This is a genomic window from Paenibacillus thailandensis, assembly GCF_042685365.1.
Classification (GTDB): domain Bacteria; phylum Bacillota; class Bacilli; order Paenibacillales; family Paenibacillaceae; genus Paenibacillus_AP; species Paenibacillus_AP thailandensis.
This window is the reverse complement of record NZ_JBHUMY010000001.1, coordinates 456,041-479,523: the sequence shown is the minus strand read 5'-3', so window position 1 is coordinate 479,523 and position 23,483 is coordinate 456,041. Positions and strand designations below refer to the sequence as shown.

General features: G+C 47.4%; 20 protein-coding genes. 12 read left to right on the top strand and 8 right to left on the bottom strand.

Features of this window, described 5'->3' with window-relative positions:
• The first annotated feature begins 80 nt into the window (after positions 1–80).
• The 6 genes from ACFSW5_RS02160 to ACFSW5_RS02135 all read left to right on the top strand — a co-directional run bounded on the left by ACFSW5_RS02160 (position 81) and on the right by ACFSW5_RS02135 (position 8,255).
• Positions 81–1,859: a sensor histidine kinase gene (locus tag ACFSW5_RS02160; RefSeq protein ID WP_379269242.1), complete on the top strand. Its 1,779-nt coding sequence runs from the start codon at positions 81–83 to the stop codon at positions 1,857–1,859.
• Positions 1,856–3,406, top strand: a complete 1,551-nt coding sequence (locus ACFSW5_RS02155) for a response regulator transcription factor (RefSeq protein WP_417629402.1) — start codon at positions 1,856–1,858, stop codon at positions 3,404–3,406. Before ACFSW5_RS02160 ends, ACFSW5_RS02155 begins: the two co-directional genes overlap by 4 nt.
• 85 nt (positions 3,407–3,491) lie before the next feature.
• Complete coding sequence (locus ACFSW5_RS02150) at positions 3,492–4,445, top strand: ABC transporter permease (RefSeq protein ID WP_379269240.1); 954 nt, start codon at positions 3,492–3,494, stop codon at positions 4,443–4,445.
• Positions 4,446–4,455: 10 nt separating this feature from the next.
• Positions 4,456–5,394, top strand: coding sequence for a carbohydrate ABC transporter permease (locus ACFSW5_RS02145; RefSeq protein ID WP_379269237.1), 939 nt, complete (start codon positions 4,456–4,458; stop codon positions 5,392–5,394).
• Positions 5,395–5,467: 73 nt separating this feature from the next.
• Positions 5,468–7,174: an ABC transporter substrate-binding protein gene (locus ACFSW5_RS02140; RefSeq protein WP_379269235.1), complete on the top strand. Its 1,707-nt coding sequence runs from the start codon at positions 5,468–5,470 to the stop codon at positions 7,172–7,174.
• A gap of 103 nt (positions 7,175–7,277) precedes the next feature.
• Positions 7,278–8,255: a glycosyl hydrolase gene (locus tag ACFSW5_RS02135; protein ID WP_379269233.1), complete on the top strand. Its 978-nt coding sequence runs from the start codon at positions 7,278–7,280 to the stop codon at positions 8,253–8,255.
• 269 nt (positions 8,256–8,524) lie between these two features.
• Here the strand turns inward: ACFSW5_RS02135 and ACFSW5_RS02130 are convergent, their stop codons facing one another.
• Positions 8,525–10,045, bottom strand: a complete 1,521-nt coding sequence (locus ACFSW5_RS02130) for a glycosyl hydrolase (RefSeq protein WP_379269231.1) — start codon at positions 10,043–10,045, stop codon at positions 8,525–8,527.
• 270 nt (positions 10,046–10,315) lie between these two features.
• Entirely contained in the window at positions 10,316–11,704 is a 1,389-nt protein-coding gene (pdxR, locus tag ACFSW5_RS02125) for a MocR-like pyridoxine biosynthesis transcription factor PdxR (protein ID WP_379269229.1), read from the bottom strand.
• Between the two features lie 128 nt (positions 11,705–11,832).
• On the opposite strand from pdxR, the gene ACFSW5_RS02120 reads away from it, so the two are divergent.
• The 5 genes from ACFSW5_RS02120 to ACFSW5_RS02100 all read left to right on the top strand — a co-directional run bounded on the left by ACFSW5_RS02120 (position 11,833) and on the right by ACFSW5_RS02100 (position 15,345).
• Entirely contained in the window at positions 11,833–12,471 is a 639-nt protein-coding gene (locus ACFSW5_RS02120; RefSeq protein ID WP_379269227.1) for an EamA family transporter, read from the top strand.
• Complete coding sequence (locus ACFSW5_RS02115; RefSeq protein WP_379269224.1) at positions 12,464–12,820, top strand: DMT family transporter; 357 nt, start codon at positions 12,464–12,466, stop codon at positions 12,818–12,820. The genes ACFSW5_RS02120 and ACFSW5_RS02115 overlap by 8 nt, the downstream gene beginning before the upstream one ends.
• 103 nt (positions 12,821–12,923) lie before the next feature.
• Positions 12,924–13,871, top strand: coding sequence for an aldo/keto reductase (locus ACFSW5_RS02110; protein WP_379269221.1), 948 nt, complete (start codon positions 12,924–12,926; stop codon positions 13,869–13,871).
• 190 nt (positions 13,872–14,061) lie between these two features.
• The gene (locus ACFSW5_RS02105; protein ID WP_379269219.1) at positions 14,062–14,553 is read left to right on the top strand and encodes a CBO0543 family protein; all 492 of its coding nucleotides are present in this window, start codon (positions 14,062–14,064) and stop codon (positions 14,551–14,553) included.
• Between the two features lie 333 nt (positions 14,554–14,886).
• Positions 14,887–15,345 carry a Uma2 family endonuclease gene (locus tag ACFSW5_RS02100; protein ID WP_379269217.1) on the top strand — a complete coding sequence of 153 codons (459 nt, stop codon included), beginning with the start codon at positions 14,887–14,889 and terminating at the stop codon, positions 15,343–15,345.
• 163 nt (positions 15,346–15,508) lie between these two features.
• Here ACFSW5_RS02100 and ACFSW5_RS02095 read toward each other — a convergent pair whose 3' ends face one another.
• The 5 genes from ACFSW5_RS02095 to ACFSW5_RS02075 all read right to left on the bottom strand — a co-directional run bounded on the left by ACFSW5_RS02095 (position 15,509) and on the right by ACFSW5_RS02075 (position 20,001).
• Positions 15,509–17,824 (bottom strand): ATP-binding cassette domain-containing protein, encoded by a 2,316-nt coding sequence (locus ACFSW5_RS02095; RefSeq protein WP_379269214.1) that lies wholly within the window; start codon positions 17,822–17,824, stop codon positions 15,509–15,511.
• Positions 17,821–18,399: a TetR/AcrR family transcriptional regulator gene (locus ACFSW5_RS02090; protein WP_379269212.1), complete on the bottom strand. Its 579-nt coding sequence runs from the start codon at positions 18,397–18,399 to the stop codon at positions 17,821–17,823. The genes ACFSW5_RS02095 and ACFSW5_RS02090 overlap by 4 nt, the downstream gene beginning before the upstream one ends.
• A gap of 22 nt (positions 18,400–18,421) precedes the next feature.
• Positions 18,422–18,736 carry a DMT family transporter gene (locus ACFSW5_RS02085; protein ID WP_379269210.1) on the bottom strand — a complete coding sequence of 105 codons (315 nt, stop codon included), beginning with the start codon at positions 18,734–18,736 and terminating at the stop codon, positions 18,422–18,424.
• 1 nt (position 18,737) lies between these two features.
• On the bottom strand, positions 18,738–19,079 hold the full coding sequence (locus ACFSW5_RS02080) for a DMT family transporter (protein WP_379269208.1): 342 nt from the start codon (positions 19,077–19,079) through the stop codon (positions 18,738–18,740).
• 112 nt (positions 19,080–19,191) lie between these two features.
• A complete protein-coding gene (locus ACFSW5_RS02075) occupies positions 19,192–20,001 on the bottom strand; it encodes an MFS transporter (protein ID WP_379269205.1) in 810 nt (269 codons plus the stop codon).
• A gap of 76 nt (positions 20,002–20,077) precedes the next feature.
• Here ACFSW5_RS02075 and ACFSW5_RS02070 point away from each other — a divergent pair, with 76 nt between their 5' ends.
• Positions 20,078–21,694: an amidase family protein gene (locus tag ACFSW5_RS02070; protein ID WP_379269203.1), complete on the top strand. Its 1,617-nt coding sequence runs from the start codon at positions 20,078–20,080 to the stop codon at positions 21,692–21,694.
• A gap of 193 nt (positions 21,695–21,887) precedes the next feature.
• Here ACFSW5_RS02070 and ACFSW5_RS02065 read toward each other — a convergent pair whose 3' ends face one another.
• Positions 21,888–23,324, bottom strand: coding sequence for a SpoVR family protein (locus tag ACFSW5_RS02065; RefSeq protein WP_379269201.1), 1,437 nt, complete (start codon positions 23,322–23,324; stop codon positions 21,888–21,890).
• Positions 23,325–23,483 lie beyond the last annotated feature (159 nt).

The window sequence follows — 23,483 nt, the reverse complement described above, 5'->3', positions numbered from 1 at the left end:
ATTATGGAGAGCGATGCCCCTTTTTGTGCGAAAAGGGGCATTTTGCGCGCAGCAGCCGAACTGGCTCGGGAGGTTATACTATGTATTTCGTTCGAATGATGAATGACATGAAAATGAAGAAGAAGCTGGCGATTACGTTCATTTCGGTAGCTGTCGTACCCTTGTTGTTGTGCGGCCTGTATCTGACCGGGAAGCTTCGCGAGATCGTTGTGAAGGACGCCTTCATTCAAGCGTCCGACAATGTCGAACGTGTCCGCAAGCGTACGGAAGAGCTGATGAAGGTGCCGCTCGACATATCCAACCGGTTAATGATGGACAACGAGATGAAGAGAGTGGCCGGCCAAAAGTACGACAGCTACCTCGAAGTCGTTCAGACGTACCGGGAGTACACCGATATTCGCGATTACCTCCAGCTCTACGAAGAGATATCCGGTATTCGCGTCTATGTCGTTAATCCGGGAGCATTGAATAATTGGGAGTTTATCCAGCCGGACGATACGATCACAGCTCAAGATTGGTACAAGGAAGCCAAAGAGCAGAAGGGACTTGCGGGCTGGAATTATATTAAGGATGAACGGAAAGATACCGAAAATCTAAGTCTGATTCGTTCGTTTCCAATGGAATCCCCCGGTCAATCAGGCGTTATGGTCATCAATGTAGACGAAGAGCGCTTAAGTTCAATTGTGGAACAGGAGTCGTTCCCTACCTTAATTGTGGACAGCCGGAATCGGATCGTCGCGTCCAATGAAGAAGGCTTGTTGGGAAAGCCGCTTTCGGAAATCCATGCCGACGAAAACATACTTGCGTACCGGGAAGGAAGTTACAACGCGTTTATTAACGGCAAAGCGTCGAAGGTGGTTATCGCAAGTCTAACTCCCCAGGACAGCTGGAACGGGCTTCGCATCATTTCCATTTTTTCCGTTTCGGAGATTACCCGCGAAGCCAATCAAGTGATCCGGCTTGGCGCGGTTGTGATTACGGCCAGTCTTCTATTCGCTGTGTTGCTGATTTATGCTTCCGCTTCGTTAATATCCAGAAGGCTCCTTCTGTTAAGCAAGCATATGTCCAAAGTCCGATCGGGAGCTTGGGAAACTTGTGCAGATATCGACGGAAGAGACGAAATCGGCTTATTGTCCAAGCGGTTCAATGCGCTAGTCAGAGACGTGAACGATTTGGTCCATGAAGTCCAAGAAACGAATCGCCAAAAAAACCTGGTCGAGCAAAGGCAAAACGAGATCAAGTTCAAGATGCTGGCCAGTCAGATCAACCCTCATTTTCTCTTCAACTCGCTGGAGTCGATCCGGATGGAGGCCCATATGCGCAAGCAGGACGATATCGCGCAGGCGGTGTGGCTGCTGAGCAAGCTGCTGCGCAGCAGTATCGAGACCGGCAACGGCAAAATTTCGCTTCGGGAAGAGCTTGACCGGGTGCGCTGTTATCTTGACATTCAAAAGTTCAGGTATGAAGACCGTTTGAAGTACCGGTTGACGCTTGATAAGGGACTCGAGGAGATGCCGATACCGCCGCTCATTATCCAGCCTTTAGTGGAGAATGCCATCGTTCATGGCTTGGATAACCGCGCGGAAGGCGTATTGATTGAGGTGGAAGCGAACAAATATCGGGGCGGAGTCCGAGTCAAGGTGAGCGATAACGGCGCCGGCCTTTCATCCGATCGTCTCGCTCTCGTACGGGAGGAGCTTGCTTCATCCGTTCTGGATGAGGAGCAGCGAATCGGTCTGCGAAATGTAAACGATCGGCTTGTCCTGCTGTATGGGGCGTCCAGCGCACTGCATATCGAAAGCGAGCCTGGAGCGGGAGCTTGTATTACGTTTTTTATTCCAGGGGGGGAGTTTCATTGATGAAAGTCGTTATCGTGGACGATGAGCCGAAGCTTCGCCAAGGCCTTCAAACCTTGATTCCATGGGAAAGCCTGGGTCTCACGGTTACGGCCACGGCAGCCAATGGAAACGAGGCGGTGGAAATTATTGAGAAAGAGCCTCCGGACATTGTAGTCGTCGATATCCGCATGCCGCTTATGGATGGGCTGCAATTGATTCAATATTTAACGTCTGCCGGACTCCAATTGCAATTTATTATTCTTAGCGGGTACGCGGACTTCGAGTATGCCAAACAAGCAATCAAATACGGAGTAGCCGGTTATCTTCTTAAGCCGGTGGATATTAAGGAAATGACCCATACTTTGAAGCAGGTGCGGGAGCGTATCGAAGAGGAGCGTCTGAAGCAGGGGATAAATCAGACCGAGCTCATAAACCGGGACTGGGTCCTGCACAACCTTCTTCTTCCCCAGGATAAAAAAGAAGCCCCTGCGCAATTAAGAAGCATGGCCAAAGAAGCCGGACTGCTGCGGAGCTGTTATGAGGTCGTCATCGTTTTCCCGCGGGTTTCCGATGCAAGCCGTTCCGATGCGCTGCAGCAATTGTCGGAGGCATTGAAACGAACAATCGAAGGCAAGGCTATGGGGATGGTAACGATCCGTTTTCCGTACGTCATTGTTCTCCTCCATGAGCCGCTGCGCGGAGCGGAGCGGAGGGAGAAATTATACCGGGAGATCCGGAACGCTGCGAGCGATATCCGGTTTGTCGCCGCAACCGGAGGAGCGGTGTCTGAACTCGAAGAGGTCAGCGGTTCTTATTTAAAAGCTCAAGAATTGATAAAACAGGCGTTCTTCAGCGAAAAGGGGCGGCTGCTGGGACCGAATCCTTCGCATCACCCTTTAACGGAGTCTTGCCGGCAGTCCGGCGATAACGCGGAAGGGATGATGGAAGAATTCATCTCCCGCCTATATTACAGTTTGGATGCCGGGAACGGGACGATGATCCTGCCGTTGTTGAAAGAGGCCGCGGCGTTTTTTCTAATGCAGGAGCAGGATGAGAACGCCGTCAAAGAATCGTTTTTCTTTCTGTCCAACGCGGTCGTTCATAAGCTGACCTCAGGTTACCGCAAGGAAACGAAAGAGACGGACGAAGTTTCGCGTTTTTTGAAGGGGATATTCGAATATGAGCATCTGGACGATCTTCTGGACGAGACGCACCGTTTTCTGCTTAATTTGGCGGAGGACTCCGAACCGGGAGGCAAGGACAAGGAAGTGAAGATCATGATCAACACCATTCACAGACATTATGCCGACAATCTGAAACTGGAAACGCTCGCCGGGATGCTGAACTATAGTACCGCTTATTTGGGGCAGCTTTTCAAAAACAAAACGGGAGAGTACTTTAACACATACCTCGACAGAGTCCGCATTCAGAAGGCAAAGGAGCTGCTGGGACAAGGAATGAAGGTTTATGAAGCGGCGGAACGCGTCGGTTACACGAGCGTCAACTACTTTCACAGCAAATTCAAAAAGTACGAGGGCCGATCGCCGTCGGATTTTAAAAATCCATAATTTATAGATGATTTTTATCGAAATCCGTTGTATGGGCTCGTCCTCCTTTCTGAATTATGATGGAATTCAAGAGAGGGGAGGAAATATGAAAACGATATCAATCAACGCAGAAAACGCATACAGGCCGAGGAAGAGTGCCTGGAAGGCGGTGAAAAACCAGAAGTATCTTTTCTACATGTCCATTCCGTTCGTTCTGTGGGTCTTTGTGTTTCAGTACTTGCCCTTATGGGGCTGGACAATGGCCTTCCAGAAATATAAACCCGGCTTAACTTTTTGGGAACAGGAATGGGTGGGCCTCGAGCATTTTCGCGTTTTGTTCCAAGACGACCATTTCTACCAGGTGCTTCGGAATACGCTGGCCATGAGCTTCATGGGCATCGTTGCCGGTTTCGTGGTACCGGTCGTCTTCGCTCTGCTGCTCAACGAGGTTCGGTTCCAAGTGATGAAGCGATTTGTGCAGACCGTATCTTATCTGCCGCATTTTGTTTCGTGGGTTGTTGCCGCAGGCATCGTCACCAAAATGCTCTCGACGGACGGCGGCATCGTGAACAGCTTGCTCATGAGCCTTCACATGATCGATCAGCCCATTCAGTTTATGGCCAAAGGGCATTTGTTCTGGGGGATTGTAACGGGCGCGGATATATGGAAGGAAACCGGATGGAACGCCATTATTTACTTGGCGGCCATCTCCGGAATCGGTCAGGAGCTGTACGAAGCGGCACGGGTTGACGGAGCGAGCCGGCTCAGGCAAATATGGCACATCACGTTGCCGGGCATTCGGCCGACGATTATCATTCTTCTGATTATGTCGATCGGCCATTTGCTCGGCACGGGCTTCGAGAAGCAATTTCTTCTAGGCAACCATCTGGTCATCGATTACTCCGAAGTGCTTGACTTGTATGCGCTTAATTATGGTCTGGCAATGGGACGTTACTCCTTCGGTACGGCAATCAATATGTTCAATTCGGCGATAAGCCTGCTCCTATTGTTTGTGGCTAACGGATTTTTTAAGCGTTTTACCAACGAAAGCATTATGTAAGGAGGAAGTCATGGCAGCTGTCAATCGTACCGCACCGGCGGGCCGGTTCAAAAACAAACTGAAGTCGAAACCGCCGCAGGACCTCATTTTGGAAGCAGTCGTTTATGCATCCATGATTGTCGTAACCGTTTTGACGATTTACCCGTTCTTAAACGTGCTTGCGATCTCCTTTAACGATTCGGTGGATACCGTTAGAGGAGGAATTACCGTCTGGCCAAGGCAATTTACGCTGAAAAATTACGAGCTGATCTTTTCCTATGGGGGATTGCTCACCGGATTTAAAATCTCCGTTCTTCGAACGGTCATCGGCACTGTCGCGGGGCTCGTCAGCGGTTCGATGCTGGCTTACACGCTTGCGCGCAGCGATTTCCTGGCAAGAAAATTTATTTCAACCTTTCTCGCTATAACGATGTATGTCTCCGGGGGGCTGATTCCGGGTTTTATCCTGATGAAGGACCTGCATTTAATCGATACGTTTGCCGTTTACATTTTGCCCGGCCTCGTCAGTGCGTTTAACGTCTTCGTTATTCGTTCCTTTATTGACGGTTTGCCCTACGCGCTGCAAGAATCGGCTAAACTGGACGGCGCCAACGATTTCACGATCTATTGGCGGGTTATTCTTCCGCTTTGCAAACCGGCATTGGCGACGGTGGCGCTCTTTTTGGCGGTAGGACAACGGAATTCCTGGTTCGATACCTATCTGTTCAATGGCTCCAACGAATCGTTAACGACCTTGCAATATGAGCTGATGAAAATTTTGCAAAGCACGACGACGAGCGCAACCAATTCCCAGGACGCCGCCAATATGGCCCAGCGCATGGCGCAGGTTTCGCCGGAATCCGTAAAAATGGCGATTACGATCGTCGTTACGGTACCGATTCTTATCGTTTATCCTTTTTTGCAAAAATATTTTGTTAAAGGCATGACGCTTGGCGCCGTAAAGAGCTAAACCGCCGTAACCGGTGTGTCCCGGCATATCGCTTGCATCATACAAAATCATTATTCAATTGGGGGTACGCTTTATGAAGTCACGGAACAAAAAGGTGATCACGTCTCTAATGGCGCTGACTTTAGCGGTATCGCTTGCAGGGTGCAGCGGAAACAATGGCCCGTCTTCGGCTGAGAACGAAGGAAATGCTCTCTCCGGGACGGCAGACAGTAACTTGAAGCCGATCACGTTCACTTATTTTTCGGAAGACTCCAGCACGAATTGGAATAACATGGAGGACGAGGTCGGAAAGATCATCACGCAGAAAACCGGCGTAACCTTGGATGCCGAATTTGCGGTCGGCGACCCGGTGCAAAAGATTTCGTTGATTGCGGCAACGGGCAAATACCCGGATTTAATCGCGGCCAAGGCGGATTTAGGCAAGCTCGTCGACGCCGGCGCCGTTATCGATCTGACGGATTTGATCGACAAGCATGCTCCGAACATCAAAAAAATGCTGGGGGACAAGATTGTTCGAACGAAGTACAGTCTCGACGACCAATCGATCTATGCGATTCCGACCTGGTCCTCCGTCGACGAGAAGAAGTTTAAAGCCGAAGGAGGTTTTGAACTCCAGCACCGTGTCGTCAAGGAGGCAGGTTATCCGGAAATTCGTACGGTGAAGGATTTCGAGAAAGTGATTCAAGATTATATCACCAAGCATCCAACGGATGAAAACGGCAATAAACATATCGGCTTGTCTCTGAATGCGGACGATTGGCATATGTACCAGGTGACCAACTTGGGCTTCCAGACGACCGGAGGACCGGACGACGGCGAATACTTCATCGATCAACAAACGCACGAAGCGATTTACCATTTCCGCCGTCCGGAAGAAAAGGAGTTTTTCCGCTGGTTGAATCACATGAACGACATCGGATTGCTCGATCCGGAAAGCTTCGTGCAGAAAACCGATCAATTCAAGGCGAAGGTCGCTTCGGGCAGGGTTCTTGGCTTGGCAAGTCCGGAATGGGATTATGGCGACGGTCAAAATGCGCTGAAGGCCGCGGGTAAATTCGACCAGACTTACGGTCATTATCCGGTTACCATGAGCGAGGAATACAAGGATACCAGCTTCTGGGCCGCCGGCTTTGACGGAGGATACGGAATCTCGATTTCGAGTACATGCAAGGATCCGGTACGTGCGATCAAGTTCCTGGACTTTCTGGCATCGGAAGAAGGGCAAATCCTGAACAATTGGGGTATTGAGGGAAAGCATTATACGATGGAGAACGGTAAACGGACAATCATTCCGGCCGTACAAGAACGGATGAACAACGATAACGCGGCGTTCCAAAAAGAGTCCGGCATCGGACTGTACTGGAACTTGATGGTTCATTACGGCGACGGCATCAAGGATTCGACCGGCAACTACTTCACTCGCAGTTACCCGGAAATGTTGACTTTGGCTTATAGCGAGCCGGAAAAGGAAGCCCTGAAAGCATATAACGCCGAGCATTGGAAAGATCTTTTCCCCAAGGAAGAAGAATTCCAACCGAGAGCATACGGAGCAGCATATACGATGTCGCTTCCTAACGATGATCCTGCCGTTATCCTGGGAGCCAAGATGAAGGACATTACCTGGAAACGCATTCCGGAGGCTGTCATGTCCAAGCCGGAAGACTTCGATAAGATTTGGGACGCTTATATGGCTGAATTGGAGGAGGCAGGCGTAGAAGAAATGGAGGCCTCCTACACCAAGCATATTCAAGACCGGATCAAGCTCTGGTCCGCCAAATAACTCGTTTCATGAAAAGAAGGGGCCGTTCTCACTTTCCTGCCGGAGAGGGACACGCCCCTTTTTTCCAGGAGCGCGAAATTAAACCAAACTGAAGGAGAGACCCATGAATCCTATGAATATGGCTGACCTGTCACCTTGCAATCCGAACGCTTTGAACGAAGTAACATCGGTTCTCCGATACTTGCGCGGCATATCCGGAAAAGCCATTATTACCGGCCAACATACCCAAACCAATGTACAGAAGGAACTCCGGTATATTGAACAGGTTACGGGGAAGCTTCCTGCGCTTTGCGGCTTCGAGCTGTTAAGTTATTCGCCCAATATTAATTACGACAACAGCAGTGCAGAATGCCTGCTTGAAATCGAAGAGAACCGCAACACGCTGGACCGGGCCTGGGAATGGGCGGAACGAAAGGGGTTGATCACGTTCACCTGGCATTGGTTCTCGCCTTTTGGGAGCTGGGATAAAGGATTTTATTCGAGCAATACGACATTTGACGCTTCCAAGGCCGTAATAGAAGGAACGGATGAGCATAAGGCTTTAATTTCCGATATGGATCATATGGCCGATATTCTGAAACCTTTTTGCGAGAAAAGAATCCCCATTCTGTGGAGACCGTTCCATGAAGCCGAAGGAGATTGGTTCTGGTGGGGACACAAAGGCCCCGAGGTGGCCAAGCAGCTGTACCGCATCATGTACGACCGGTATACTCGCGTTCATGCGCTGAACAATCTGATCTGGGTTTGGAACTCCCCGTTGGCAGAAGGGTATGTGGGGGATGATGTGGCGGATGTCATATCCAGAGACCTGTACCCTCCCAAGCATAGTCATACCCACTTGCGGCCCGAATATGAGGAGCTGGTCCGTATAACCTCGGAACCGAAGTTAGTTGCATTAGGAGAGATCGGAGTGCTGCCGAGCATAAAGCAGCTGTCGATAACAAGAATTCCGTGGGTTTGGTATATGACCTGGTCGAATGAGTTCGGATCGACCGCAGAATGGACTTCCGAGGAGGAGCTGCGTCAGGCATACCATCATGAATATGCGATAACCCTTGATAAGCTTCCCGTATTGTATTAATCCATAACCCTTTTAAAATCAGAAACGGGGATCCGTCTCAGATCGGTCAAAGAGTACGGCAGTTCCTTGCTTCTATGGCTGTCGCCACCGGAATTTTCCGAGGGCGACAGCTTTCGTTTCAGAGCAAGCTATTTTAGTTGCATTGACCTACTTAATGATGACGATCATGATAATCTTTACTCCCTATATAGACAAGATAACTTCCTATAACAACTAACAAGTTAGCCTTCCACATATTTTAATGGGAGCGATTTCATGATTCGGCATTACTAGTGCGGTGTGGAGCCTTTCTTTGCTTTATACTTGCTCGAAGTATATAGATTTTCCGGAAGTTCATCTCTTGTAATAACGTATTCGCTGTTAAAAACTTTTTGGATATGATCCAGGGAGTTATGTTGTCCGTCGCGAATGAAATCGCCTGCCCACGTGCTGAAGAAGAGCCAATGCGCGGAATAGGCCTGAAGCTGCTCCGGATCGGGGATTGGCCCATTTTCGGGCATGGCGACCAGCTTCTTGTCATTGACGAGATTCACGAGGCTGTCGTATTTGGCGATACTCGGTCCGTAATGGCCTGCCGGATTGTAGATGTCCACGCTTACGATATCAACGACATCGTCGCCTGGATACCAATCGGGGCTTTCGGAGTTCCATACCCATATCAGGTTATTCAGCTGATGATATTCCGTAAGGCGCTCGTACATGAGGCGGTACAGCTGCTTGGCGGGTTCCGGTCCTTTGGCTCCCCACCAGAACCATCCGCCTTCCGCTTCGTGCAGTGGTCTCCACAGCACCGGAACGTGAGCGTCCTGAAGGCGTTTCAACTGAACGGCGATGGCATCGATGTCCCGCAGAATTAGCCGATAATCCTCGGAATCCGGATGGTCGAGCGCATATTGAACGTCGAAGGCCGTTGAGTCCGCATAAAACCCGCGCCACCATTCCTTTCCGGGGATGTCGTACAGCCCGCCAGGAGCGTTCCAGTGCCAGACGAACGAGACAATTCCGCCTTCTCTAGCCCATTGGATCGCCTTATCCACTTCGGTTGAGGTGGTACCATGTTCGACGCGGGAAGGGGAGTAATCCATCATGTCCGTAGATAAGATTGCAGGATACTTTCCGGTCTGCTCTTTAATCCACTCCGCATCCTCGAGGGTTTGCTGGCCGGAAAAAATGTTCCTGCCGTAATGCTCGACGAAGTAACTCATTAGCGCCTTGGTTTCCACGGTCGCATTCGGGTTCGCCAGCTTATTCTTCACTTGATGCGGAGCCGGGGAGGCCGCTGCAGACAGCTTGACGTAGTCAATATTGTACCAGCCCCAGTTAGGATCAAATTGAAACGTGTTATCGCCCGCATTCAGCATCACTTTACCGCCGGGCACCTCCGTGTAGCTTTCGGTTGCGGGGAGGGAGATTTCGCTTGTCTGGCCGTTGACTGTCAGACTTGTCTTTTTGGCCCCGTAAGGAGCGCTGTAACCGATTGCAAGATCGTAAAGGCCGCTTTCAGCCGCATGATAAGTAAGGATTAACGACCCTGTGCTTTTAAAGTTGGCGTAACCGGTACCGGAATAGCCCGTGCCGGCGGAACCGATACTGACCTCGCCGGACATGACTCCGTCTTCGGCTTCGATGATGGCCTCCTTGCTGCTGACCGCCGGAGAAGAGGGAGAAACGCCGCCGGACAAGCCGGAAGTTGTTGCTGAGGCCGGTAATGCATGCCCCGATACAAATAAAGAAGAGAACAGTACCGAAGCGAGAATGCCGGAAAACCATCTTTTCCGTGAAACGAACATCAAATTCACCCCTTGAATGAGTTGGCTGCCGTCAGAGTATGCCGGCGAGCTTAATGGAATAAAACGCTTTCAATTTAAGGCGTACACATGAAATTATTTGGAGCAATTCCCCCTCCCTTCCTCTGAACTTCATCATAAATCTTTAGGAAGGGTGAGCCCATACAACGAATTTCGGATAAATTCATCTACAAATTATGGATTTATAATTAGATAACAACAGGGGCCTAGCGCTAAGCTAGGTCCCTGTTGTATTCATGTTCCTGTTTTAAACTATAGTCCTTTTTCAAAAAACTGATGTAAAACTTCCATTCCTTTGCAAATCTCGCCGGGCTCCAGATGGCCGTACCCGAACAGCAGCTTATGGGGATGGGCTCCCTTTCGAATACAATGATAATCTACGGGGGTAACCCGGATTTTGTGCTGCCTGCTGGCCTTCATCCATGGCTCGTCAAACACCATGTCTTGAAAATCGACTGCAAGATGCAGCCCGGCCGCGTCTCCCCACGGTTGCCATCCCGTTCCGAAATATTCCTTAAGCGCCGACAGCAGAGCCTCCCGGCGTTCTCTGTAAACCTTTCGCATCTTTCCGATGTGCTTGTCGAACTTTCGGGTCCGAAGGAACTCCGCAAGCGCCGCCTGCTCGAAGGGAGGGTTCTGCACATCCGTGTAGGTGCGCAGGCGCCGCCACCGATTATGCAATTCGGCGGGAAGAACGACGTAACCGATACGGAGGCCCGGAAACAGTACTTTGCTGAATGTGCCGACGTAGATGACCCTCTCCGGATCCATGGCATATAACGGGCTTACCGGAGCTCCATAATATCGGAACTCGCTGTCATAATCGTCTTCCACAATATAGCTTCCGTTTTCCCTTGCGAATCGGATCAGTCCCGCCCGCCGAAAGGCCGGCAATATGCCGCCAAGCGGAAATTGATGGGACGGGGTGACATAGACGAGGCTGCCGGGGCGACCGTCCAGCAACTCCGTTCGAAGACCTTCGCGGTCCACGGGAATGCCGCGGACGGCATAACCTTTGTTGATGAACGTCTGCAGCATGTGGATATTGCAAGGATCTTCCACGAGCAGCTCCCGTGCGTCCTGGAACATCAGGTCCGCTACGACGTGAAGGGCATGCGTGGCGCCGGCGGTAATGAAGATGTCGCGGGGATGAACGGCGAGCGCTTTGCTTCTGTACAGCCAGGCGGATATTTCCTCGCGAAGCTCGGACATGCCTTGCGGACCCGTATACCCGAATTGGTCTGCCGTCATGTCCCGCATCTTCTTCTGCGCGATTTGCTGCCAGGAATAACGGGGAAACTGCCTTAAATCCGGCTGGCCGGTCCGGAAATCGGCCAAGAAGGACGCAGCCGGCTCATCCGTTTCGTTCATGCCGCCGTTCGGCTTGGGAGAGAGCTGCAAGCCATCGGCAATCCGGGACGGGGCACCTTGCGAGCTATGGATATAGCCTTCGGCGATCAGCATATCGTAAGCTTCGTTAATGGTGTTGCGCGATACGTTAAGGGCCATCGCCAGTTGTCTCGTTGAAGGCAGCGCTTCGCCTGCCGGCAGCTTTCCGTTCAAAATTTTATCCCGAAGGGCGGCGTAAATTTGTCGTTTCAAGGATATTTCGCTTTGCCTTTGCAATTCGATTTCCCACATATAAGCCTCCAACTGGTTCGCATAAATTCGGGCTGAACTGGTCCTTTCCCGTTACCGGTTCATTGACTATGATTTTAACATCAATTTCGAAGATAAATTGGTAAATTTTTGACCGGGATGTGGACGTATTGGAATCGTACAAAGGAATGTTGTATTTGATCGGCGCTTTCTCGCTTGCGGGAAGCTCCGTTATCGCGGCAAGTCTGGTAAACGGTCGGCTTGGCGTATTTACCATTACGGCTGTCAGCTTGTTGTTGTCCATGATCTGCCTGCTTCCTTTCCAATGGAAAGAAACGATGGCGGCGGTACGGCGCCTAACCGCGGGAGAGTGGATGCTGCTGGCGTGCCAGGCGTTATTCGGCGTTTTTTTGTTTCGCTTGTTTCTTTTATACGGGTTAACGTTCACAAGCTCGGCGGAGGCAGGGATCTTGACCGGCGCAACGCCTGCCTTAACAGTCCTATTGGCCAGATTGCTGCTGCGGGAAAAATTGGAATCTTACAAAATGGCCGGGATCGCGTGTACCGTCGCGGGCATTATTCTGATCCAAGGCTTTTTGGCGCCGGAAAGCCTGTTATCTATGGCGCATTTATGGGGAAACGCATTGGTATTATGCGCCGCTGCCAGCGTAGCTTCGTTCAATGTATTGTCGCGTGCGGCGGCTGTTCGATCCGCAGCCTCCGGCAAGGAAACGGTTCATCCGCTGACCCAAACGACGCTCGTTTCCTCTATCGCTTTTTTTTCTTTGCGTCGTTCCGTCCTTGTTTGAAAATCCGTTAACCGCCTTGTCCGCCATCGGATGGCATGCTTGGCTGGCGCTTGTTTGGTACGGTCCTTTTGTAACCGGACTGGCCTTCATGTTCTGGTATGCGGGCATTCAGAGAACCGATGCGGCGACGGCAGCCGGTTTCTCGGGGATGATGCCGTTTACGGCTTTTCTATTATCGGTCGCGATCTTGAACGAACAGGCCGGGTGGCGTCAATGGGCAGGCTGTATCATGGTCGTAATCGGAATGGCTCTGATCGGAGGCTTTCGTTACAGGCGTTCCTTTCATCGCAGCAAAAAGGCAATGATGAGTTTACATAAGTGCAGAAAAAGAGCTCCAAAAACGCCATAAAAAAACCGCCATTATGTTAAAAAATATCTAGAGGCCGACGATGGGCCAACGAAGAATAGTTAAAGAAGCGTTTACCAACATTTACATAAAAGGTGGTTTCGGTATGGAGTACGTAAAACTCGGCCAAACAAATTTCGACGTCTCTCGAATTACATTTGGAGCGATGGAGCTTGGGGGAGGCAACGCCTTTGGAAACGGCATCGACCGATGGGAAGTGAAGTCGGACGAGGATAACATCAAACTTCTTCGCACGGCGTTTGAAAACGGCGTAACCACGTTCGATACGGCTGAAATCTATGGCGCAGGCCATTCGGAATTCTTCGTGGGCAAAGCGCTGCGCGAGATCCGAAAGGAATGCGTAATCGCCACCAAAATCAGTTCCCATCATTTGCGGCCAGCGGATGTCCGCACGGCCGTAATGCAAAGCCTGTTCAGATTGAATACGGATTATATCGATCTGTACTATATCCATTCGCCAAGCAAGGAAATTCCGATTGAAGATACGATGCATGCGCTTAACCAATTAAAAGAATCGGGCATGATTAGAGCGATAGGCGTTTCTAACTTTTCGTTGGAGCAATTAAAGGAAGCGCTGCAATTCGGGCGGATTGACGCCATTCAGCCGGAGTATAACCTTTTGCAAAGAGATATTGAGCGGGATCTGATGCGTTTCTGCCATGATAATGCGATTAGCGTCATGAGTTACAACTCGATCGCCAAAGGCATTTTGACGGGTATCTTTCATCTGGGAGGCCGCGAAGTAAACGACTTCAGACGGAATCGGCCGCTGTTTCAGCCTGAAAACATGCAAAAGACGAAAGCTCTTATATTGGCGTTAAAAGAGATCGCCGATGCCCACAGCGCAACTCTTTCGCAAATTGCGATAAACTGGTTATTCCATCAAAAAGGATTGACATCCGCGATTATCGGAACGCAAAACGAAAAGCACTTTCTTGAAAACTTAAAAGCCGTCGATATTGTATTGTCCGACGAAGAAGTGGCCAGATTGGATGTCGTAAGCAAGCAGGTATTAAGCACCTTGCAGCTTTAAGAAACAAGTTGTTCCAGATACCTCAGCAATGCAACCTTCGCCGCTGCATGGCGAAGGTTGTTTTTATGATGAGCGCTACTCGTCTGACGATTCCTGCCGGAGGAGCCCGTGGTATATCTTGGAAGGGAAGAATAAGGAAACAGTTAAGCGGGGAAGCTTGAATGTAAATTAAACTTAGGCGGGGTTCACTTTGTTGCACATTGCATTAACAGTATGGGCACTACTTTCAGCTTGGAAATGGGCTGATTGGAAACGTTGGAAGGAGTTTTTGCCGACCATATATTACATGGTAAGCATGAGCTTGCTATATCAATACATTGCTCATAACCTCTACCATCTTTGGCATTACGAGCGTAACGTTCCCAACGAACTCATTACTGATAATTTATATAGCTTTATTATTTTCCCATGTACAGTTATGCTTTTTTTGTCCAACTTCCCAAATCAAAAAGTACCGGTTTTGGGCCACTATCTGAAATGGATAATGATCTATTCTTCATTAGAGTGGATTGGCAAAGAAATTGGTTATATGTCATACCATCATGGTTGGTCTTGGATGTGCTCGTTCTTGTTTAATTGCATGATGTTTCCCATGCTTCGTCTTCATCATATACGACCGCTTTATGCAATATGGATCACCCCAATTATAATATTGGTTATTTTGTTGATTTTTTATATTTAGCGCATCGTCCCTTAAGCTGCCCCGAAACGACTGTGCCGATGCTGCCCAAAACGGGATACCCGACGCGAAGGCGAATTCGCCGCTGGCTTGCAGCATGGGCCGCCGATCCCGCCTTCTAATAGGTAAAGGTAACAAAACAACTCCGCGCTGAGAATTCGCATCGTCTTGTGGTATAATTCAGGTACACACAACCAGATTTTCACAAGTCCATCGAACGAGATTGTGGTGTTGGGCAACAGACGTAATCATCGAACAGATTAAACAATGTGAATTATAAATAAGCCGGTAACAAGCGAATGATCCGAAGGAGGTAGATCCAAGTGTCGGATCAGGATGAGAAAAAGCAGCGCACTTATCAAGATGCGTTTCGCGCTGCGAACGTACTTGCAGAATCAAAGCTGTTATGTGTTTGTCGCTCCGTTCGCCGTGTTCTTCAGCGAGAGCGATCAATTTGATACGCCTGATCATGTGACGCAGCCTGACCTGTCGATGGTCTGCTCCAAGAATCAGATTTCCAAGAACGGCTGTCAAGGCGCTCCGACTTTGATTATCGAAGTGTTGTCGCCATCAACGGCGCTTAAGGATTTTAATGAGAAATTTAATCTTTATCAGAAATATGGCGTCCAGGAATATTGGATCGTTGATCCTGGGAATCGCACGGTTCATGTATATGCGCTGCAGGATGGCTTGCATCAGGTGCGGGATTTATATACGGAGCAAGATAACGTACGGTCGAACGTGTTCCAGGATTTTCAAATATCGCTTGACAAGCTGTTTAACATGGAAGCCTAATACGATAAAGCCGATTCCCACGGGTGCAGCTAATAAAAAATCGCGCCGAGAGCGCGATTAACTGTTATATAAAATTTTCGGCCCGCCTTCTTGCCATCGCAGCTGAAGACGATTTTTTATCCTCGGCGACCGTCTCTAGGTGAAAAGCTTTCAGATCAACAGACTAATTAGAATGATCTACTACTGATTTTAGATAACGTGCCGTAACAGACTCCTTACAATTCATTAAATCGGCGGGTGTTCCGCTGAATACGACTCGTCCACCTTCATTTCCGCCATAAGGCCCTAGATCGATGACCCAATCAGCCAATGCAATCATCTCCAACCGATGCTCCACGATGATTACGGTATTTCCTTGATTTATGAGCTGATCAAATAACGCAACCAACCGCTTGATATCATGATGATGTAGACCTGTTGACGGTTCATCAAGTACATAAATGTTCCCTTTTTTGTGAAGCTCACTGGCAAGTTTCAATCTCTGATTTTCTCCACCAGAAAAGGTGCTCGTAGACTGACCGAGCGTCATATAGCCTAGACCAACGTCTTGTAGACTTATTAATCGGTTTACTATTTTCTTTTCTGAGAAAAATGTTAGTGCCTGATCAATTGTGAGTGCCAGTACCTCTTGAATATTTTTCCCCAAATATCTAAAGCTCAATGCTTTGGAATTAAAACGACCTCCACCACATTTTTCACAGATAATGGCTACAGCATCTGCAAACGCAACGTCAGGCTTTATTTCACCTGTACCATTACATACTGGACATGCCCCCTTTGAGTTCGAACTGAACCATTCCGGACCAACACCATTTTCCTTTGCAAATAATTTACGGATCTCATCCATTATTCCGGTATATGTTGCTGGAGTAGACCGAGACGATGTACCGATAGGTTTTTGATCAATAACAACGGATTCCGGGTAACGTGTAACAAATTCCTTGCGAATTAAGCTGCTTTTACCGGATCCTGCTACACCGCTAACAACTGTTAATACACCTTTGGGGATGGAAACAGATATTTTCTTTAAATTGTTAATCGTGGCATTTTCTATCCGGAATGCATCTTTCCATGTTCGAGGTGACCGGTTTAGAATGACTGGCTCACGCAATGCTTGGGCGGTTTGTGTATCCGCCATTTTGAGAGATTCAACGGTTCCCTGAAAAACAAGATGTCCGCCATGATAACCTGCTTGCGGCCCAAGCTCTACAACCTCATCTGCAAGTTCGATCATGCTTCGGCTGTGCTCAACTACAAGAACTGAGTTATGTTTATCGCGCAGCTTTAAAAGCAATGCAGCAATCCGTTTGGCATCATCAGGGTGAAGTCCGGCAGTAGGCTCATCAAAAATATAAGTGATATTGCTCAAATTACTTCCTAAATGACGTATCATTTTTAGACGTTGAATTTCCCCGCCAGAAAGCGTGTCTGTCCTTCGTGACAGGGTCAGATATCCTAACCCCACCTCAACCATGTGGCTTAAGCTATCTGCTATTTGCTTGGCGATTGAAGCACCTACTGGGGTATTGATTTTTCGAAGGATAGGAAGCAAATCACTTACTTGCATATCATAGTAATCAGCAATATTATAGTTGTTAATTTTGGATGCCAATGCATTTGGATTCAGTCCTGTACCTCTACAGACAGGGCAAGGACGTGTTTGCACAAAGGACATAATTTCATTTTGCAGACTCTTTTTTAATGTGGAAATATCCCGATTGAGATATAGCCTGCGAAAACGGGGGATCACTCCCTCATAGTCCACTTTGTCTGATTTACCGGTATTGTTGGAGGTCAACTCTATTTTTAATGGTTCATTTGTGCCGTATTGAAGGATCTCCCACTCTTCATCACTAAAGTCCTTCAGTTTTTTATCTTGATCAAGAAACGGGTTACCTAAGTATAATCGGCTTTGCCAACCAGCAGAAAATTGGCTGAAACGGATTCCGCCTTGTTGAATCGTCCTCTCTTGGTCAAAAAGGCTGTCCTCATTGAGTTCCAAACATACTCCAAGACCCGTACATGTAGGACACATGCCTAACGGGTGATTAAAAGAATAAGCTGTAGCCCCTCCTGCACTTGGATCTCCTACACGCGAGAACAGGAGGCGGATTAATGGAGCTACATCCGTAGCCGTTCCCACTGTTGAACGGGCGTTTGTACCTAATGGTTTTTGGTCTACAACGATAGAAGGAGTAAGGTTATGAATATATTCGACAGCAGGACGCTCATATTGCGGCATTTTATTCCTCAAATAAAGAGGATAGGAGGCCTGCCATTGTCGACTGCTCTCCACTGCAATCGTATCAAAAGCTAAAGAACTTTTTCCTGAACCGGAAACGCCTACGAAAACCACTAATTTTTCTTTTGGTATGGTCAGATCAATATGCTTCAGGTTATTTTCAGATGCACCCACAATTTCAATGGCATCCTGTTTATTTTGTATCATTTTCTCTTCACCCTGTCTAAAATCAATCACTTTTGAATTCCTCGCCAAAACACTTGCCAGATTTCTTCTAGTCTTTTTTCGTAATGCTCTCGAGAGTAATTCACTCTATAGAGAAGCATTCCATCTAGGTTGCAGAAAAAAGAGGCTAAAATTAAGTCTATGGATATAAATTTTTCAGCATCAGTACTTAAAATTTTTAATAGTACTTTTTTAATTTCTTTTTCACTTTCTAGATAAAGTTGAACTAATTTCTCTTTAAATTGTTCAGGTGGTAAAGTAAAACACCTATTTATGAAGCGTCCAAACTCATTTTCAGAAAAGTAATCGCATAAAGATTTCATTAATTCATATAATTTCTTTTCAACGGATTGATCTTCCATGATGAAAGCATGATCTTGTACAAAAATTGTATATTCCTTCATTGCAAAATGAATTACATTTATAAACAACTCTTCTTTACTTAAGAAATAGGCATATATGGAAGGTGCTTTAATATTTACTTCTATTGCTATATCTCGGATAGACGTTTGGTCATAACCTCTCGTAGAGAATAAGTTTAGAGCACTCTTTAGTATTTTTTCTTTTGTTTCTTCACCTTTGCTCACCAAATTACACCTCGATAATTTTTTAAGATACTAACTTTAATCCAACAATACTTATAATAATACCAGCAACTAAACATAGTCGCTTCATGTCTTTCGTTTCTTTAAATAAAAACATCCCTGTTAAGACACTTCCGGCTGCTCCAATACCTGTCCAAATACCATAACCAATACTAATTGGAATTTCTTTCAGGGACAAGGAAAGGAAAAAGAGACTTAGCAGCATAGAGCTTATAAAAGCTAATGTAGGTTTCAATCTTGAAAATCCTTCAGCGAACTTTAAGGATATAACGACTCCAACTTCCAGTAATCCCGCGATAACGATAAAAATCCAACCCATGTTATTTACTTCCTCCAGTTTCAGGCTCTTTAGATACAAATTTCAATCCGATAATGCAGCTTATTAAGGATATGATAAATATGATTTTTAGCACACTTACAGAATCGCCCAGGAATACCATTCCTATAACTGCAGTTCCGAAAGATCCAAGACCTGTAAAAATGGCATACGCGGTAGATACGGGCAACAGTTTCAACGACTTCGAAAAAAAGTAAAAACTGAACACTGCCGAGATCAACGTAGGAACAACTACTTCTAATTTTGTAAACCCATTAGAATACGCCAAGCCTAAAGCCCAACCTACCTCCAAAATACCTCCAACAATTAGAAATAACCAAGCCATAATTACTCTCCTTTCAGGTTAACGCCTAAAAATCTAACTAACATTAGTTAGATTTTTAGGCGTGATTCATTATATCATGATCGGGCGAATCCCATCAATTAAACCTGTTTATTTAAGAAAGTTGACGAGCTGAAGAAAACATATAGCTTCTAATCAAAATGGATACAAAGCCTAGAACCAAAAACATGATTCCTGCTAACATCACATAGGGTGTTCCCAATTGGGATATAAATACCCCTCCTACAGCTGCACCCACTGTTGTTCCTACATTACATGCGGATATAAACAATCCATTGGCAAAATCAGGTGCTTGGGGGGCTGCGGACATAATCAAATACTGATTAATGTTTGTCATGATTCCACCGGCCACTATTCCCCAGAATATAGTTGTGATGATCATAGATACAGCAAATTGACCTGTGAATAATAAAACGGTATAGACAGCTGCCAATAACAAAGGAAACATGAACACTGCTTTGGAGGGGCTATGAGTAAGCAGCCTTCCTACGGCAATATTTCCAATGATATTAGCACTCCCGTAAATAAATAACGTCAAACTTATGATGTTAGGTGACATAATAGACACCGTTCCAAGATACTCACTAAGGTAACTATAGACTGCAAAAATCGATCCGTTTATCAAAATTACAGCTACGATAGAAATCCATAGAACGGGCCTCTTTAATACGGAAAATTGCGAACCATAAGTTAATCTCTCCTTCACAGGCATAGAAGGAACAAATAGTAATGTAGCTACGAAAACAAGGGCATTTACAATTAAAAAGAACGCCATGGCCCATTCATATGAAAAAGTATTATCCATAAAGCTTGCAATAGGTACTCCGACGATCATTCCGGCCGAAATTCCTATAAAAACTTTGGACACGGCCTTTGGAGCTTCTTTTTCACTTACATTACACAAGGGGAGTAGGAAGGGGATAAAAATTATCTGTCATTAGCTATCACTTAATCTAACAAGAATCAGGAGCTGAGAGAACATGTTTCGAAAAATGGTCGCATCCAAAGTGTTACTTACCATCTTCTTCGTAACCATCACTATGCCTTTTCAAAGCGTTTATGCAGAAGAGACGGAATTCAATCCCTTTGAAAAAAGCATTGACGAACTGTATCTTGCATTAAATTCACATAAAATAACGTCTGAGCAACTCGTAGAATATTACTTGAAACGTATTGAAGCTTATGACAAGAATGGACCGGCAATAAATTCGATCATCTCCATTAATGACGAGGCACTAGAAATAGCAAAGGAATTAGACGCCGAAAGGGAAAGTAAAGGCCCAAGAAGTAAATTGCACGGAATACCCATCGTCGTTAAGGATAACTTTGACGTATCCGGCATGCAAACTACAGCGGGCTCGGTAACCTTGAAGGGGAATTATGCGAGTCAAGATGCATTTACGATTAAGAAGCTTAAAGAGGCGGGAGCCATTATTTTAGCCAAAACCAATATGTCCGAATTCGCCGCCTCTTTCGGTAGATTAGGATATAGCTCTTTAGGCGGGCTTACATTGAACCCTTATAACTTGAAGCGGGATGCGTCCGGATCCAGCAGCGGTACGGCAGCCGCTGTCGCAGCTAACTTTGCCGTATTCGGTTTGGGGACGGACACTTCCGGGTCCATAAGAGGTCCAGCCAACGTTACGGGTTTAGTTGGGATTAGACCCACGCTAGGACTAACAAGCAGAAGTGGGGTCATCCCTTCTTCATTATCGTTAGATACCACTGGCCCTATTGCCAGAACTGTATCGGATGCAGCCATCGCACTGAGTATCATGGCCGGAGTGGATCAGAACGATTACGCGACCTTAGCCGCCAAAAACCATATCGTAAAAGATTACAGTTCTTCTTTAGACAAGAACTCGTTGCAAACCGCTAGAATCGGGGTTGCAACGGATTTCTTCGGAGGTAATGCAGAAGTTGATGCGGTGATTGACAAGGCCATAGGAAAAATGTCTCGAATGGGCTCGGAGATTGTTCCTGTAACCTTCTCGGAAACCACGAAATATTTGTGGACACCAATCTTAGGTCCTGTTGGAGACGCAGAATTTAAAGTTCAGTTGGAGAAATATCTTAATCGTTTAGATGGGAATTTCCCGCGTACATTGCAAGAAATCATTTCCATTAGCGAGTCGGAAGAGGTTGTGAATTCGAAGACTCCGGTTAATCCGGCACGTATCGGAGGATATAAGACCGCTCTTGAACAAGCTCCGTATAAGTCTTCCGCTGAATATATGAAGAAAATAACGATCGAAATCCCGAATGTGCGAAAAGAAATAGAACGGATTATGGAACAAAACGAGTTGGATGCCATCGTATTTCCGACGATGTCTTGTCCAGCATCGCCTCGTTTCGACCAAGAGGACCCATCCTATGTCTGTGAAGCTTATGATACGTACGCGGCCGGTTATGTAGCTTCGGCTACCGGGTTCCCGGAGGTAACGGTTCCTGCCGGAACGACTTCGGATGAAATGCCGGTTGGTATATCTTTCTTTGGTCTAGCTTATAGTGAACAGAAGCTGCTAAACCTTGCTTACGCTTTCGAGCAATCTACAAATGCTCGGACACTTCCTTCAAATACTCCTGAACTTAAGTAAGGGAATAAAACCGCTTTTTATTCGACGAGAGTGAAAGGTCGAACTTTGTACCAACTTAAATCAGCTAAACAAGAATCCATTTTGATTCATCTTTTTTCAAAATGGATTCTTGTTTTTTGCCGTAAAGTAAGGGTTCATATGATATCTTTGACCACGTAATCAAAAATCGCGCACGATGGCGCGACCAGACTGACTAAATAAATTTTCTGCTCGTCTTCTTGCCGTCGCAGCTGAAGACGATTTTTTTATCCTCGACGACCGTCTCCAGGTGAACCGACTTGCCCCACAGCTGCACGACGTAGGGGAGAGTGCGCTCTACATATTTCAGGTCAAGCTCGATGCCCTCGTATTGATGGACCAGATACATCTCGCCGATCCGGTTGAAGTCGCCGTCCGCGACGACGATGCTCGGGAAGCCGCCGTTGACGCGGGAGTATACGAGCTGATCGCGAATGTTTTCCCACGATTTGTCCGTTATTTTCCACTCCGGACCTTTCTTCTCGAATATATACAAGTCCAGCTCCTTCACCAGATCCTTCGTCAAATAGTTGCGAAGGAAGGAGAGATCGGAGTCGTTTTCGCGCACTTCGAATATTTTCGCCCGTCCTTGGCCGGGGACGCGGCCGAACCGCTCGCGCTCCTCCTCGGTCGGATTGTCCCAGCGCTTCTCGATATCCTCGAATATTTTCAGGCCGAGATAATACGGGTTCAGGCTGTGCCGCGATGGCTGCACGACGGCCGAATTGAGCTTGGCGAATTCGATCGTCTCGTCGCTGGTCAAATCCAGCTCGCGAATGATCCGTTGATGCCAATACGACGCCCAGCCTTCGTTCATGATTTTCGTCTCGATCTGCGGCCAGAAATAAAGCATCTCGTCGCGCAGCATCGACATGACGTCCCGCTGCCAGTCCTCCAGAATCGTGGAATATTCCTCGATGAACCAGACCAGATCCTTCTCCGGCTCCGGCGGAAACTTTTTATAATTCGGCTCCGGGGCGGCGTCCTTCCGCATTTCCGGATCAAGCGACCATAAATCGTCGTATTCCGATTCGGCAGCGATCTTGGTCGAGCGGCCTTTTTCTTTCTTCATCAGCTCGATATATCTTGTTTTGTCCAGCTGGTACGGCTTGATGATCGTCGGATCGACATGCTCCTGAATGGCAAGCACCGCGTCGATGAACTTCTCCACCTCCTCGGCGCCGTAATCCATCTCGTATTGATGAATGCGGTCGGCGGTAGCGGACATGCTTTCCACCATATTGCGGTTCGAGCGGCTGAAGCGGGCGTTGTTTTTAAAGAAATCGCAGTGGGCGAGCACATGCGCGACGATCAGCTTATTTTGAATGAGGGAATTGCCCTCCAGCAAAAAAGCGTAACAGGGGTCGGAGTTGATGACCAGCTCGTAAATTTTGCTTAATCCGAAGTCGTATTGCATCTTCATCTTGTTGAACGTCTTGCCGAAGCTCCAGTGGCTGAAGCGCGTCGGCATGCCGTACGCGCCGAACGTATAAATGATGTCCGCGGGGCATATTTCGTATCGCATCGTATAGAAATCGAGTCCAAATCCTTGCGCGATCTCGGTTATTTCATCGATAGCCCGCTCCAGATCGCGGATTTCATCCTGCGTCATCCGCCATTCCTCCCGTAAGTCGATAATCCGATTCATAGTATCATATGACCGGAAAGCCGGAACTAATACAAAACGGTTTTATTTTGATTCAAATATAGACTTATGAAGGGGTTTCCTATGAAACTAGGCAAACATAGTATAAGGCAAAAGGCAGATCAT